Source organism: Janthinobacterium sp. GW822-FHT07A03 (assembly GCF_058798815.1).
Window position 1 is genome coordinate 46,735 of the sequence record NZ_JBXAKW010000008.1, and the last position, 14,619, is coordinate 61,353.

The window sequence follows — 14,619 nt, forward strand, 5'->3', positions numbered from 1 at the left end:
AGGCCCCTGGCGTCCGTCATGCCCGTTTCGATGGTGCCGTCGGCGCGCTTGACGCGATACGGCTGGCGCGCCATGAGCTCGCCCGTGTCGCGGTCTTTCAGCAAGAAGCCTTCGTCGAACAATTTCAAGCGGCTGTCGGGCAACGGCGGCAGGCCGGCGGCGGCACTGGCGCCGCCGTTGAAGACGTGCTGGCCGCCCTTGACCGTAAAATGCCCGGGGCAGCGGAAGGTGATGTCGCCGCCTTCGAGCGTGATCGACGATTGTCCCGCCTGCAGGACGATTTTCTGGTTGGCCTTGATGTCGATGCTGTCGCTCACGGAAATTACCGTGACGGCTTGATCGGCGAGGATTTCCAGCTGGTCGGTATGCGCTTCGAGCGAGACGGGGCCGTTGCCGGCGACGGCCTTGATGCCGCCTTCCTGGCTGAACAGCGTGGCCGCGTTGGCCGCCACCGAGGCGACCGTCTGGCCGGCCGTCATGTGCAGGTCGGCCTGCGCCGTCCAGTGCAGCTGCTGGGCCGCGAACAGCACGGTCGACGCGGGCGTGGCCCAGTTGATGCTGGTGGGCGACTCCATCAGCACGAGCGGCTGGGCGTAGCGTTCCACGGGCTGCGCCGTATCGGGTTCGCGCGTGCCGCTGCCCGCCTTGCTCGCTTCCTGGCCGCCCACATTGGCCTGGTACTTGCCGTCCTGCTGCGGGTCGATTTGCGCCGCCATGTCCAGCTGCGCCTGGTTCGCCTCCTTGCTGACGAGCGCTTTTTGCTGGCTTGCCGACGTTGCCACCGTCTTGCTCAGTTCACAGGCGCCGCGCAGCAGGGCCAGCGCTTCCTTGGTGTCGAGCTGGCTCGACGCCACGCCGGCACCCAGGCGCGCGCGCGCCGTGGTCGAGATCAGCATGCCTTCGCCTGCGCGCAGCATGGCCCAGGCATCGGTGCGCAATTCAAAGCCGCTGCCGCGGTAGCGGCCCCGCTGCGCCGAGCTGGCGCCTTGCTGCACCAGGTAGCCCAGATTGAGCTCGGTGGCGGCGCTGCTCGAAGCGAGCCGGGTGCGCAGCTGGCCCCGGGTATCGTCGAGCACCCACTGGTTGTAGCCGGCGCCGTCGAAATTGTGGCTGTGCATGCCTGACAGGACGCCTGCGTGGTTGACGCCCGCATCCTCGCCGGCCGCATACGGCGGCGCGTCGCTGCCCGTGTAGAGCTGGGCGACGACCAGCGGGCGGTCCATGTCGCCTTCGATGAAGTCGACCAGCACTTCGGTGCCGAGGCGCGGCGTGAATTGCGAACCCCAGTTCGGGCCGGCCAGCGCTTCGGCCACGCGCACCCAGGCGCCGGACGCCTCGTTGCCGGGTGCGTTGCCCTGCTGGTCGGTGTTGTGCGCCAGGCCGCCCGGATTGGCGGCGCTGCCGCGCTGCCAGGCAAACTGGATGCGCACCTGGTGGTCGCGGCCCGTGGTGGCCACGCTGTCGGCCAGGCCCACCACCAGCGCCGTCTGCGGCCCCAGCGCCACGGCTGGCGTGCGCGCGGCTGTGGCGCGCGGCACGATGGCCACGCTGGCGCGCACGCAGCCGAAGCGGTTGCGGTAGGTGCCCGGTTCGATCTGGCCGGCGATCCGGTCGGCCACGCCGCCCAGGCCGGCCATCCTGGCCAGCTTCGACAGCATGCCGTCCAGGCTGGCGCCGGCCGGTCCCGCATTGTTGCGCGCCTGGTGCTCGGCCCACAGCACGGTGAAGTCGTTGGCGCCATCGGCATGCTGCTCGTGCTGCAGCAGGCGCATGGCGTGGCCGGCGGCCAGGCGGCGCACGGCGCCGGCGCCGTCGAACTGCTTGTTGTCCAGTTCCAGCGCTTGCAGCATGCGCTCGCTGTGCGGCCCGGCTGCCGCGCGGTCGGCATGCCGGCGCTCGCCGGCGCCGTCATACACGGCCAGCTGCGGCAACTGGCCGGCCGCCAGGCTGGAGACCTGCTCGGCGGCGGGCGCCGTCACCTGCTCCGGGTGCCAGCTGCTGATGCTGACGGCATTCGACTGCACCTGGCGGCGCGCGCCGAAGCGGTCGATGGCGTCGTCCGTATCGGTGGCGCGCACGCCGTGAAAGCGCATCTCGGCGCCGCCCGGGGTCTGCGGCGCGGCGGCCTTGCTGTCGAAGATCACCAGTTTGTGTCTGGCCTGTGCCTGGCCATCGCCGCCTTCCTGCGCGCCGCCGGGCTGGTCGTGCTCGAAGCGCCAGCTCAGGCCTTCGGCGGCCAGCAGGCGCGCGAAGAAATCGAAGTCGCTTTCGCGGTACTGGGTGCAGATGGCGCGCGTGGCCAGCGCCTGGCTGACGTCGAATTCGAAGCGTAGCTGCGGGTAGTCGGCCAGCAGCTCGGTGACGATGTCGCGCGCATGCTTGTCCTGGAAAATATAACTGTCGCGGCGCAGCCGCAGCAGGGCCAGTGCCGGCTCGAGGCGCAGCCGGTAGCGCGCCACGCCGCCGTCCGCGCCCAGCCAGGCGCAATCGGTGCAGATGCCGTGCCAGGCGCGCTGGCTGCCGTCGGGCTGCAGCAGGCCAAGCGTCATTTCCTCGCCGATGAAGGACGCCAGGTCCAGGTTGGCCGCGGTACTCAGGGCATCGACCTCGAAGCGGAACAGTTCATTGACGGCCTCGCGGCCCTCGAACTGTTCCGCCATCAGCGATTCGGGCTGTCCGGACTGCTGGGCCGTGGCCAGTGTGATGAGTCGTGCATGCTGGCTCAGACCTGTGCCGAACTGGCCCGTTGCCGCGGGCGCTGGTTGTGCGCCGTCCATCACGGCAGGGTAATGCTCAGGTTAGCCACGCGCGGCGCCAGCTTGACGATGTCGCTGTAGGCATTGATCTGCGCTTGCGTCTGTTTGGCCAGCATGGTGCGCAGCCCCAGGTAGCCCAGCGCGCAGATCAGGGCGAACACGGAACACAGCACCCATGGCGGCACGTTGTTGCGCAGCTTGTGGATGATCTGGTCGGGTCGCTCGGCATGCGGGGCGAAGCCGGTTTTCTTGCCCTTCATCTGGGCGATTTCGTCGCCCAGGCGTGCCGTCAGGTAGTTGAGTTTTTCCGGACCTTCCATGATGTAGCGGCCCTGGAAACCCAGCAGCAGGCACATATGGAATACCTCGAGCGCCTGCAGGTGGGCGCTGCCGCGCGCGCGCAGCGCTTCGAGACGGATGAAGAAGTTTTCGCCGGCCAGCTGGTCGCCGAACAGCACCAGCTGCAACGGCCGCCGCGCCCATGCGTCGCGGATGTCGTAGGGCGAGCGCAGGATGATTTCATCGACGGCCGCGCAGAACGCATATTTTGCGGCGTCGATATCGTCCGCCGACGCCCCCTGTTTTTTCGCGCCGCGGCTGAATTCATCGAGGAAGTGCGTCATCTTGCTGATGAAATCGGCATTGTCTTGCGGCCCGCTGCCGTTCTTCAGCATGAACAGGGCGTAAAACCCGTCGTACAGTAAGTCCATCAAGGTGTGTTCGGTGCCGGGACCGGCAGCCATGCCGGAGGCATAGCCGGCCTGGCTGCCGGACATCAGGGAAGGGGGAGCGCTGGCGTGCATCGTTGGACCTCAGGAAGTGACGGCGACAAGTTCGAGTTTCAGTTCACGCATGCCGGAAGGGACATAGACCAGCAGCGACTGTGCCTGCAGCATGCGTTCGTACATCTGGCCCTTGGCGTCGATGGTGAAGTAAAACATGTCGGGGCGCACGGGCACGGCGGCCGGCACCTGCGGCGCATGCTGCAGACGCACCCCGGGCAGGGCGGACAGGACGAATTTTTCCACGTCGTCCGGCGCGCCCACCTTGAAGCGCAGCGGCACCACGTCGACTAGTTCCACGCCGGCCATGTCGGCGGACACGCCCAGGTAGAACGTCGTCTTGGCATCGATCTTTTCCGAGTCCAGCTTGCCGTGATGGTAGGACGGCTTGGTTTCCGTCAGCGCGATGGCGAAGTATTTCGACGAGATCACGGTGTCGAGCAATTCGCGGATCATGGCGTGCAGCTGGGCGAACGACGGTCCGGGATCGGCATGCCGGTACGGCGGCAGATCGGCCAGCGCATGGCTTCTTGAAAAGGTCATCAAGCCGCCGGCCAGGGCCAGCAGCTGTTCGTACAGCCGCTCCGGATGCAGCGCCGGATGATGGAAGTAATGGCTGAGCGAGGCGTAGGCCGCGCTGGCCGTATGCAGCAGCCAGAACGAGGACATGTCGCCGGAACGGAATTCGATCACGCTCTTGCTCGGCTCGCGGTGATGGCCATACAGCGCGTTGACCTTGGCCTGCAGCGCGTCGATCAGGCGGCGCAGCTGCAGGAACAGCAGGGGCGCGCTGCGGATGGACAGGCTGGGGGGCACGAAGGAGGGGTCCTGCTCGAAGCCGCCCGTCGACAGGCGCCGCAGGCGCAGCAGGGGGAAGCTGACGTAGGAATCGCGCGGCTCGGAATCGGCGACCAGGCGCAGGGTTTTTTTCAGGTAGGTCAGTTCGGCCTGCGCGGCCTGGGTGTACAGGTCGGGCGTACTGAGATTGGCCTGGGCGTAGCGCGCCGCGTTGTTGGGCTGGCCGCTGGCGGCGAAGTTGCCGCCGAATGGCTTGAACGCCGGCAAGGCGGCGTGGAAGGTCACCGATTGCAGTGACGACGGCAAGTTGCCCAGGTCGAGCGCGTCGGGCAGTTCATCGCTTCCGGCCGCATTGTAGATTTCGCCGTCCTGGAAGACCAGCGACAGTTCCAGCAGGCGCAAGCTGTTGTTGGCCAGCGCATCGCGGTCGATCTGCAACTGATTCACTCCCCACGCATACGGGTGCAGCGCCTTGACGCTCTCGTGCAGGCGCTGTTCGTGGTACTGGTCTTGCTGCTGGAAATGCTGGGGCCGCAGGAACAGCCCTTCGCCCCATAACAACTTGTTTGCCATGCTCATGGATTGCCCTCTATGCCAGACACAGTGAGGCGCGCGGCAGCGACTGAGATCATGCTTCGCATCGCGCAACCTGGTGCTTTTTTCGCAACTGCAAGAACCTTAACATTATCTTGAGGAATGGTGCGTACTGTACGTTTTTAGCGTGGGTAGTGTGAGTTTTCGCGTATTTTCTATTGAACACAGTGAATTTTCAAATCATGTTACGCTCCGAAAAATGAACAATTAGCAACCATAAAAAGCAACTTTTCAATCGTCAAAACAGTCCTCTTTTTTGAAGGAAAGCTCAACATGACACGTTCGGTTTCGCTACGCACTCTTGCCGTTATCGCCTGTGCTTTCGCCCTCGGCGCCTGCAGCACGGCACCGGTGGCCAAAGCGCCGCTCGTCGTGGCGCCGCCGACGCTGGAAGAGCTGATGGCCAAGGCCACGCAGGCGGTGGACACGGGCAACAAGGCGGCGGCGCTGGCGCTGTGGCAGGAAGCCGCCGCCGCTGCGCCCGCCGACAAGCAGCCCTGGGTGCGCATGGCGCAAAGCCGCTACGATGCCGGCCAGTATGGCGAAGCCATCCTCAATGCCCAGGAAGTGCTGGTGCGCGATCCTGCCGACAAGCTGGCCAACAGCGTGATCGCCATCAGCGGACTGCGCCTGTCGACGCGGGCGCTGGCCGACCTGAGCCGTCAGAACAACCTGTCCGGTCCGCTGCGCGCGGAATCGCAGGACCTGGCCAAGCTGCTGCGCGAGAGCCTGGGCGAAACGGTGCTGGTGCCGCCGCCGGACAAGCCGCCCGTGCGCACGTCCCGCAAGCAGCCAAGCAAGCGCACTGCCGATGAAGGCAGCGCCAATCCATTCAATGCCCTGAAGTAGCCAGCCAGGCACAGGTACGCCGCAGTTCAACAGGCGCATCGCCGATGCTGCCAACATTTTGGAAGGGGATGTCATGTCGAAGAAAGATAGTGTGCAGAAGCGTTTGCAAAAGGTACGCCCGCCACGCGTGCAGATGACCTATGACGTCGAGATCGGCGACGCCATCGAAAACAAGGAGCTGCCCTTCGTGGTGGGTGTGGTGGGCGATTTCGGCGGCAATTCCGAACTCGAGCAGAAGCGCCTGAAGGACCGCAAGTTCGTCGATATCGACCGCGATAATTTCGATGAGGTGATGAAGGGCATCGAGCCGCGCGCCAGTTTCCGCGTGCCCAATGAGCTGGGCGCCGATGGCGGCCAGTTCGGCGTCGAGCTGAAATTTCGCGCGATCGCCGATTTTCGCCCGGAAGCGGTGGTCGAGCAGGTCGAGCCGCTGCGCAAGCTGCTCGAGGCGCGCACCAAGCTGGCCGACCTGCGCAACAAGCTGGCCGGCAACGACAAGCTGGAAGACATCCTGAATGACGTGCTCAACAGCACGGAAAAACTGGCCCAGCTGGAACAACACTCCCACGTCAGGAAAGATTGATATGTCCGCACAACTGACCCCCGCATTGAGCGCTGCCGGCGCCGCCGAAATCGACTTGCTCGACCAGATCGTCGAGCAGAGCAAGGTGGCCAAGTCCAGCGTCGAACACGCCCGCGCCAAGGACCTCATTTCCGAACTGGTCAGTCAGGTCATGGAGGGCACGGTGGTGGTATCGAATAACCTGGCCGCCACCATCGATGCCCGCGTGGCCGAACTGGACCAGCTCATTTCTGCGCAGCTCAGCGCCATCATGCATGCGCCCGAATTCCAGAAGCTGGAAAGCAGCTGGACGGGCCTGCATTACCTGGTGAAGAACACGGCCACCGGCACGAATCTGAAGATCAAGATGATGAACGCGACCAAGCGCGAACTGGTCAAGGATTTCCAGAGCGCGCTGGAGTTCGACCAGTCGACCATGTTCAAGAAGGTCTACGAAGAGGAATTCGGCACCTTTGGCGGAGCGCCGTTCGGCACCTTGCTGGGCGACTTCGAATTCAGCCGCCAGCCGGAAGACATGTATTTCATCGAGCAGATGTCGCATGTGGCTGCCGCCGCGCACGCGCCGTTCATCTCGTCCGCGTCGCCGGAACTGTTTGGCCTGGAAAGCTATAGCGACCTAGGCAAGCCGCGCGACCTGGCCAAGGTATTCGACACGGTCGAGTATGCGAAGTGGAAATCCTTGCGCGAATCGGAGGATTCGCGCTACGTGGGCCTGACCTTGCCCCGCTTCCTGGGCCGGCTGCCGTTCAATCCGCTCGATGGCGCCACCGTCGACGGCTTCAATTTCGTCGAGGACGTCGACGGCACCGACCACCAGAAATACCTGTGGTGCAATGCCGCCTACGCTTTCGGCACCAAGCTGACGGCCGCCTTCGAGGATTACGGCTGGTGCGCGGCGATCCGCGGCGTGGAGGGGGGCGGTCTGGTGGAGGATTTGCCGACGCATACCTTCAAGACGGACGAGGGCGAGGTGGCGCTGAAATGCCCGACGGAGATCGCCATCACGGACCGCCGCGAAAAGGAATTGAGCGACCTGGGCTTCATCTCACTCGTGCACTGCAAGAATACGGACTATGCCGCGTTTTTCGGCGCCCAGTCGGCGCAGAAGGCGAAAAAATACAATACCGACGCCGCCAATGCGAACGCGGTGCTGTCGGCGCAGCTGCAATACATCTTCGCCGTGTCGCGCATCGCCCACTATATGAAGGCCATGATGCGCGACAAGATCGGCAGCTTTGCCGCCGCCTCCAACGTGGAAGATTTCCTCAACCGCTGGCTGACGCAGTACGTCTTGCTCGACGATAACGCCAGCCAGGAACAGAAAGCCCAGTTTCCGCTGCGCGAAGCCTCGGTGCAGGTGGCGGAAGTGCCGGGCCGGCCCGGCGTGTACCGCGCCGTGTCCTTTTTGCGTCCGCATTTCCAATTGGACGAATTGTCCGTTTCACTCCGTTTGGTCGCGGAGCTTCCGCAGTCGACCAAATCGTAATGTATTTTTCTTTACACCCTTGAAAGGAATGACATGGCAATCGACGTATACTTGCAAATTGATGGCATCAAAGGCGAATCCACGGATAACAGCCACAAAGATTGGATCGAATGCAAGTCGGTCCAGTGGCAAGTTCTGCAACCCAAATCGGCGACCGCCTCGACGGGCGGCGGCCATACTGCCGAACGTACCGAACACAAGGATATCGTCATCGCCAAGATGGCCGATCTCGCCAGTCCCTTGCTGCTGCAGACTTGCTCCTCGGGCAAGACCATCCCGAAAGCCAAGCTCGAGTTCCTGCGTGCCGACGGCCAGGGCGAGCGCATCAAGTACTTTGAAATCGAACTGGAAAATGTGATGATCAGCAGCGTGGCGCCATCGGTGGCCGCGGGCGACATTCTCGGCGAAGACCTGGCGCTCAAGTATTCCAAGGTCAAGTGGAAGTACACCCAGCAAAAAGTCGGTGGCGGTTCGGGCGGTAACACCTCCGGCGGCTGGGACCTGTCGGCCAACAAGACGGCCTGACCGAATCCGACCGTACTTGACCGTCCCTGACCGCGTATGCCAGCGGCGCGCTGCCGCCGCTGGCTTTCCTGGCCGCCGGCAGCGGTGTCCACGCCACCCATGAAACGGGAAGCCCATGAAAGGTTTTACGCCAGGCCTGTTCGACCGCCTGATGGATACGCCCGTGCACGGCGCCTCCAGCGGCACCGTCTCGCGCCTCTCGCTCGAGGACTTGAAAGACACCGTGGCGCGCGATCTCGAAGCGCTGCTCAACACGCGCGCCGTGCTGCCCGAGGCGCTGCTCAAACCCTTTCCCGAGTGCGGCAAGTCGATCATCACGTATGGCTTGAACGATTTCGCCGGGCTTAGCCTGTCGAGCACGGACGACCGCGCCTATATCTGCCAGTGCCTGGAAAAGGCCATCGCCCGCCACGAGCCGCGCTTGCGCCAGGTGCGCGCATCGCTGGAAATCGAGGAAGGCTCGATCAACCGCCTCAATTTCGCCATCAGCGCGCTGCTGGTGGTACATGCGGCGCACGAACCGGTCAGCTTCGACGCCATCCTGCAGCCGTCCAGCCTGCATTACACGATCAGCAAGGGGCGCCGCGCCGCGCCCACGGGAGCCTGACCTTGGAAGAATTGCTGCCCTATTACGAGCGCGAACTGGGTTTCCTGCGCCGCTATTCGCGCGAGTTTTCCGAGCGTTACCCGAAGATCGCCGGGCGCCTGCTGATGGGCGGCGAGGTGTGCGAAGACCCGCATATCGAGCGCATGATCCAGTCCTTCGCGCTGCTCAATTCGCGCATCTCGAAGCGCATCGACGACGATTATCCCGAATTCACCGAAGCGCTGTTCGAGGTGCTGTATCCGCATTATCTGCGGCCGTTTCCCTCGTGCTCGATCGCGCGCATGGATTACGGCGCCGCGGCGGCGCAGCTGACGGCGCCCGCGGAAATCGCCCGCGGCACGGAGCTGACGACGCGCCCCGTGAAAGGCGTGGCCTGCACCTTCCGCACGGCCTACCCCGTGACGGTGGCGCCGCTGGCGCTCACGCAGGCGGCGTTTTCCGCCATTATCGAGGCGCCGGAACAGGTGCTGTTGCCCGCGAATGCCACCTCGGGCGTGCGCATCACCATCGAGTCGAGCGCCGCGCAGCTGGCGCTGGGCCAGCTGGGACTGGCGTCGCTGCGCGTGTTCATCGATGGCCAGCCCTCGTTTTGCGCGGCGCTGCGCGACGCCCTGTTCATGCGCACCGTGAAGGCCTACGCCGAGGCGGACGGCAGCGGCAGCTGGGTCGCGCTCGACGGCATTCCGCTGCGCAGCGCCGGCTTTGCCGAGGACGATGCGCTGATCCCGTTTTCTGCCCGCTCGCATCCTGCCTACCGGCTGCTGACCGAGTATTTCTGCTTTCCCGAGAAATTCAACTTCTTCGACATCGACCTCGGCGCGCTGTGCGCCGCGCTGCCGTCCGGCTGCCGCCGCATCACCTTGCACCTGGCGCTGAGCGGCCTGCGCACCGATTCGAACACGGCGCGCCTGCTGGGGACGATGAGCACGCACAACCTGTTGCTGGGCTGCACGCCGGTGGTCAACCTGTTCCGCCAGCGCGGCGAACCGATCCGCCTCACGCACACGGCCGCCAGCTATCCCGTGCTGGCCGATGCGCGCCGCGCCTATGCGTTCGAGGTGCAGTCCATCGACTCGGTCAAGCTGGTGCGGCAGACGCCGCAGGGCGAATCCGTGGTGGAATTCCGTCCATTCTATTCGCTGCGCCATGGCGAAACCCCGGCCAGGGATGGCCACTACTGGGTCATGCGGCGCGACGAGATCATCGCCGGCAAGAGTCCCGGCTACGAGACGCAGATCTCGATCGTCGACATCGATTTCGATCCCGCCGCGGTGGAAACGGATACGCTCAGCCTGGAACTGAGCTGCACCAACCGCGACTTGCCGGCGCAGCTGACCTACGGCTTGCATGGCGGCGACCTGTTCCTCGAAGGCGGCTCCAGCGTGCGCAGCATCAGCCTGCTGCGCAAACCCAGCGAGTCGCACCGTTTCGAACGGGGACGGGGCGCCCACTGGCGCTTGATTTCGCATCTGGCGCTGAACCACCTGTCGCTGGCCGGCAGCGGTCTGGAAGCGTTCCAGGAAATGCTGACCCTGTACGACTTGCCGCGCTCGGCGACGTCGCAGCGGCAGATACGCGGCATTACCGCCATCGCCCACCAGGCCGTCAATGCCTGGCTGCCAGGCAATCCCTTCGCCTGTCTGGTGCGTGGCGTCGAAGTGCGGCTGACGATAGACGAAGAGGCCTTCGTCGGCAGCGGCATCCACGCCTTTGCGCATGTGATCGAGTGCTTCCTGGGCTTGTATGTGCATGCGAACAGCTTCACCCAGCTGGTGGTGCTGGCAAAAAAATCAGGAGAGGAGCTGTGGCGATGCAAACCACGCAGCGGCGATTCGAGCCTAGTGTAATCGAGCGCCTGTTTGCCCAGCCTTGCCGCTTCCAGTATTTTCAGGCGGTACGCATGCTGGAGCTGTGGCTCAGGCGCAATGGCTTGCCGCACGATGATGCGGTGGCCAGTTTCCTGCGCTTCCAGAATTCCATCTCGCTCGACTTCGCCCCCAGCCAGCTCGAGGCGCTGGCGTCCGAACCGCGCGAACTGGCCACGGACGCCGACGCCCTGGGCGCTGCGCTGCGCAGCGGGCAGCTGAAATACGTGCGCGTCACGCCGGCCTTCATGGGCTTTCTCGGCGTCGCCGGCGCGCTGCCGCTGCACTATACGGAACGCATCGCCACGCACCAGCTGTATGAAAAGGACGAGGGGCCGCGCGCCTTCCTCGACACGTTTTCGAACCGCGCCCTGGCCCTGTTCTACGAAGCGTGGCGCAAGTACCGGCTGGAGCTCAAATACCAGCTCGACGGCAAGGACCAGTTCCTGCCGCTGCTGCTGTCGCTGGCGGGACTGGGAAACGCCTCGCTGCGCCAGCGCCTGGCGGGCGACGGCACGGGCGTGCTCGACGAATCGGTGGGCTACTTTGCCGCCGCCATGCGCCACCGGCCGCCGTCGGCCGTGCTGATCGGCCAGGTGCTGTCCGAGTATTTCGGGCAGCGCATCGCCGTCAGTCAGTTTGTCGGCTGCTGGTACGACGTGCCGCGCGAGCAGCAAAGCACGCTGGGCGGCAGCAACGCCTTGCTGGGCGCGACCGCCATGGTCGGCGCGCGCGTCTGGCAGCGCGACCTGCGCCTGCGCCTGACCATCGGCCCGCTGGCCCGCTGTCACTTCGACGCCTTCCTGCCTGGCGGCGCGGCCGCTCTCGCGCTCGAGAAGATGCTCGCCATGTTCACCGGCCTGTGCCTGGAATACGAGGTGCAGCTGGTGCTGCGCGCCGCCGACGTGCAGGGCATTGCGCTGGCGGAGCCGCGCAGCGGCGGGCGGCTGGGCTGGGACAGTTTCCTGATCACCGGCGGCGAGGCGCAGGACCGCGCCGATGTCCGCTATGAACTGCATGCGCTGGCTTGAGCGCGCGCCACTGCATCGATTTCGCCCACTCTCACCCGACAAGGACCGCCGCCCCATGAGCATCAACCTGAAAACATTGATCAGCAAGTTGAACGACACCTGCCGCACGGCCGCCACGCGCGCGGCCAGTCTTTGCGTCGGCCTGGGGCAGTATGAAGTCGACCTGGAGCACGTCTTCCTCGCGTTGCTGGAGCAGCCGCGCAGCGATTTCGTGCTGATTGCCCGCAGGAGCGGCGTCAGCGTGAGCATGCTGGAAGCGGATTTGCGCGCCGAAGTGGCGCGCCTGCAGACGGGCAATGCGCGCACGCCCGTGTTTTCCGTGCGCCTGCCCAAGCTGTTCGAGCATGCCTGGCTGATCGCCTCGCTCGATTTGCGGGCCGGGCGGCAGGTGAGCATCCGCAGCGGCCATTTGCTGCAGGCGCTGCTGACCGAGCCGGAACTGGCGCAGCTGGCCTACCGGGGTTCGGCGCTGTTCCACGAATTCAAGCTCGACGAGATCAAGCACGGGCTCGACAAGCTGACCGAGGGCTCGCAGGAAGCCGGCGAGGCGGCCGCGGGGCAGGAGGCGGCGGGCGATGCCGGCGGCGATCCCGTGGGGGAGCTGGCCGGCGGGGCGGCGGCGTCGAAAACGCCAGCGCTGGACCAGTTCACGGTCAACCTGACGGCACGCGCGCGCGCCGGCAAGGTCGATCCCGTGATCGGGCGCGACATGGAAATCCGCCAGGCGATCGACATCCTGATGCGGCGGCGCCAGAATAACCCGATCCTGACGGGCGAGGCCGGTGTCGGCAAGACGGCCGTGGTCGAGGGCCTGGCGCTGCGCATCGTGCAGGGCGACGTGCCTGAGATCCTGCAGGGCGTGGAGATCCACACGCTGGACATGGGCCTGCTGCAGGCCGGCGCCAGTGTCAAGGGCGAGTTCGAGAACCGCCTGAAAAACGTCATCGCCGAAGTGGGCAAGAGCGCGCACGCCATCATCCTCTTCATCGACGAGGCACACACGATGATCGGCGCCGGCGGCAGCGCCGGCCAGAACGATGCGGCCAACCTGCTGAAACCGGCGCTGGCGCGCGGCGAGCTGCGCACGATCGCCGCCACTACCTGGGGCGAATACAAAAAATATTTTGAAAAGGATGCCGCGCTGGCGCGCCGCTTCCAGGTCGTCAAGATCGAGGAGCCGAGCGAAGAGCTGGCGTGCGCCATGTTGCGCGGCATGGCGCCCCTGATGGAGCGGCATTTCAAGGTGCGCATCTTCGACGAGGCGATCACCGAGGCCGTGCGCCTGTCGCACCGCTACATCGCGGGCCGCCAGCTGCCGGACAAGGCCATCAGCGTGCTCGATACGGCCTGCGCCAGGGTGGCGCTGGGGCAGAGCGCCACGCCGGCCCTGCTCGACAGCGTGGCGCGCCGGCGCGAGCGCATCGATGCGGAAGCCTCGGCCCTGGCGCGCGAGGAGAGCGGCGGCGCGCGCCATGGCGCGCGGCTGCAGCGGCTCGACGCCGAACGCGGCGCCGCCACGCAGGAGCACGCGCAGCTGGCCGCGCGCTGGGACAGCGAAAAGGCGCTGTCGGAACAGATCCAGGCGATCCGCCGGCAGCTCGAGGACGGCACGCCGGCCGACGCGGGCCAGGGGCGCGAGCTGCTGGCGCTGCAGGCCGAACTCGCATCGCTGCAGGGCGAGACGCCGCTGGTGACGGTGCAGGTCGATGGCCACGTGGTGGCGGAAATCGTCGCCGGCTGGACCGGCATCCCGCTGGGCAAGATGGTCAAGGATGAACTCAAGACGGTGCTGCGGCTGAAGGATTTGCTGCAGGAGCGCGTGCTGGGCCAGCCCCACGCGATCGAGGCGGTGGCGCAGCGCGTGCGCACGGCGCGCGCCAACCTGGACGACCCGGACAAGCCGAAGGGCGTGTTCCTGTTCGTCGGCCCATCCGGCATTGGCAAGACGGAAACGGCGCTGGCGCTGGCCGACGTGCTGTACGGCGGCGAACGCAAGCTCATTTCCATCAACATGAGCGAATATCAGGAAGCCCACAGCGTGTCGGGGCTGAAGGGTTCGCCGCCCGGCTATGTCGGCTACGGTGAAGGCGGCGTGCTGACCGAAGCGGTGCGCCGCAATCCGTACAGCGTGCTGCTGCTCGACGAGGTGGAAAAGGCGCATCCCGATGTCATGGAGCTGTTTTTCCAGGTCTTCGACAAGGGCGTGATGGACGATGCCGAGGGACGCGAGATCGATTTCAAGAATACCATCATCATCCTGACCTCGAACGTGGCGTCGGCCACCATGATGCAGGCGTGCCTGAACCTGCCGGCGGAGCAGCTGCCGACGCCGGAGCAACTGGAGCTGGCCATCCGCCCGCAACTGCTGAAGGTCTTCAAGCCCGCATTCCTGGGGCGCCTGAAGGTGATTCCCTATTATCCGATCGGCGACGACGTGCTGGCCCGTATCATCGGCCTGAAGCTGGGCCGGATCGCCGCCCGCATCGCCGCCAATCACCAGGCCGAGTTCCTCTACGACGAGGCGCTGGTCGAGGCGGTGCTGGCGCGCTGCACCGAAGTCGATTCGGGCGCGCGCAATGTCGACAATATCCTCAATGGCAGCCTGCTGCCGGAAATCGCCGAAGCCGTGCTGGCACGCATGGCGGAAGGGCAGGGCATCAGCCGTATCAAGGCCAGCGCCGGCAAGCAGGGGCAGTTCCGGTATACGATCAAATAGGCGTCACGCCGGCAAGCGTCAACCAGC

General features: G+C 65.3%; 10 protein-coding genes and 1 pseudogene. 8 read left to right on the forward strand and 3 right to left on the reverse strand.

Features of this window, described 5'->3' with window-relative positions; translation table 11 throughout:
* Nucleotides 1-136: 136 nt before the first annotated feature.
* From AC1RJW_RS21970 to tssK, 3 genes and pseudogenes are all read right to left on the reverse strand, one after another.
* Nucleotides 137-2,777 (reverse strand): annotated as a pseudogene (locus tag AC1RJW_RS21970) (type VI secretion system Vgr family protein); the annotation flags it as partial.
* Nucleotides 2,777-3,559, reverse strand: a complete 783-nt coding sequence (gene icmH / locus AC1RJW_RS21975; protein ID WP_493046852.1) for a type IVB secretion system protein IcmH/DotU — start codon at nucleotides 3,557-3,559, stop codon at nucleotides 2,777-2,779. The pseudogene AC1RJW_RS21970 and the gene icmH, both read right to left, overlap by 1 nt.
* Nucleotides 3,560-3,568: 9 nt before the next feature.
* Entirely contained in the window at nucleotides 3,569-4,915 is a 1,347-nt protein-coding gene (tssK, locus tag AC1RJW_RS21980) for a type VI secretion system baseplate subunit TssK (protein ID WP_326459056.1), read from the reverse strand.
* A gap of 288 nt (nucleotides 4,916-5,203) precedes the next feature.
* Here tssK and AC1RJW_RS21985 point away from each other — a divergent pair, with 288 nt between their 5' ends.
* The 8 genes from AC1RJW_RS21985 to tssH all read left to right on the forward strand — a co-directional run bounded on the left by AC1RJW_RS21985 (nucleotide 5,204) and on the right by tssH (nucleotide 14,592).
* A complete protein-coding gene (locus AC1RJW_RS21985; protein ID WP_493046853.1) occupies nucleotides 5,204-5,779 on the forward strand; it encodes a hypothetical protein in 576 nt (191 codons plus the stop codon).
* A 73-nt stretch (nucleotides 5,780-5,852) separates the two neighbouring features.
* Nucleotides 5,853-6,362 (forward strand): type VI secretion system contractile sheath small subunit, encoded by a 510-nt coding sequence (gene tssB, locus AC1RJW_RS21990; protein WP_493046854.1) that lies wholly within the window; start codon nucleotides 5,853-5,855, stop codon nucleotides 6,360-6,362.
* A 1-nt stretch (nucleotide 6,363) separates the two neighbouring features.
* Nucleotides 6,364-7,848: a type VI secretion system contractile sheath large subunit gene (gene tssC / locus AC1RJW_RS21995; protein WP_493046855.1), complete on the forward strand. Its 1,485-nt coding sequence runs from the start codon at nucleotides 6,364-6,366 to the stop codon at nucleotides 7,846-7,848.
* A gap of 33 nt (nucleotides 7,849-7,881) precedes the next feature.
* Nucleotides 7,882-8,373, forward strand: coding sequence for an Hcp family type VI secretion system effector (locus tag AC1RJW_RS22000; protein WP_035817450.1), 492 nt, complete (start codon nucleotides 7,882-7,884; stop codon nucleotides 8,371-8,373).
* Between the two features lie 115 nt (nucleotides 8,374-8,488).
* Complete coding sequence (gene tssE, locus AC1RJW_RS22005) at nucleotides 8,489-8,980, forward strand: type VI secretion system baseplate subunit TssE (RefSeq protein WP_326459060.1); 492 nt, start codon at nucleotides 8,489-8,491, stop codon at nucleotides 8,978-8,980.
* Nucleotides 8,981-8,982: 2 nt separating this feature from the next.
* Nucleotides 8,983-10,827: a type VI secretion system baseplate subunit TssF gene (gene tssF, locus AC1RJW_RS22010; protein WP_493046856.1), complete on the forward strand. Its 1,845-nt coding sequence runs from the start codon at nucleotides 8,983-8,985 to the stop codon at nucleotides 10,825-10,827.
* Nucleotides 10,791-11,876 (forward strand): type VI secretion system baseplate subunit TssG, encoded by a 1,086-nt coding sequence (tssG, locus tag AC1RJW_RS22015; RefSeq protein WP_493046857.1) that lies wholly within the window; start codon nucleotides 10,791-10,793, stop codon nucleotides 11,874-11,876. The genes tssF and tssG overlap by 37 nt, the downstream gene beginning before the upstream one ends.
* Nucleotides 11,877-11,931: 55 nt before the next feature.
* The gene (tssH, locus tag AC1RJW_RS22020; RefSeq protein WP_493046858.1) at nucleotides 11,932-14,592 is read left to right on the forward strand and encodes a type VI secretion system ATPase TssH; all 2,661 of its coding nucleotides are present in this window, start codon (nucleotides 11,932-11,934) and stop codon (nucleotides 14,590-14,592) included.
* Nucleotides 14,593-14,619: the final 27 nt, after the last annotated feature.

What these genes read in the sequence shown, in the direction of transcription:
- icmH (WP_493046852.1), bottom strand. Translation starts at nt 3,559, where the DNA reads ATGCACGCCAGCGCTCCCCCTTCCCTGATGTCCGGCAGCCAGGCCGGC.
- tssK (WP_326459056.1), bottom strand. Translation starts at nt 4,915, where the DNA reads ATGAGCATGGCAAACAAGTTGTTATGGGGCGAAGGGCTGTTCCTGCGG.
- AC1RJW_RS21985 (WP_493046853.1), top strand. Translation starts at nt 5,204, where the DNA reads ATGACACGTTCGGTTTCGCTACGCACTCTTGCCGTTATCGCCTGTGCT.
- tssB (WP_493046854.1), top strand. Translation starts at nt 5,853, where the DNA reads ATGTCGAAGAAAGATAGTGTGCAGAAGCGTTTGCAAAAGGTACGCCCG.
- tssC (WP_493046855.1), top strand. Translation starts at nt 6,364, where the DNA reads ATGTCCGCACAACTGACCCCCGCATTGAGCGCTGCCGGCGCCGCCGAA.
- AC1RJW_RS22000 (WP_035817450.1), top strand. Translation starts at nt 7,882, where the DNA reads ATGGCAATCGACGTATACTTGCAAATTGATGGCATCAAAGGCGAATCC.
- tssE (WP_326459060.1), top strand. Translation starts at nt 8,489, where the DNA reads ATGAAAGGTTTTACGCCAGGCCTGTTCGACCGCCTGATGGATACGCCC.
- tssG (WP_493046857.1), top strand. Translation starts at nt 10,791, where the DNA reads ATGCAAACCACGCAGCGGCGATTCGAGCCTAGTGTAATCGAGCGCCTG.
- tssH (WP_493046858.1), top strand. Translation starts at nt 11,932, where the DNA reads ATGAGCATCAACCTGAAAACATTGATCAGCAAGTTGAACGACACCTGC.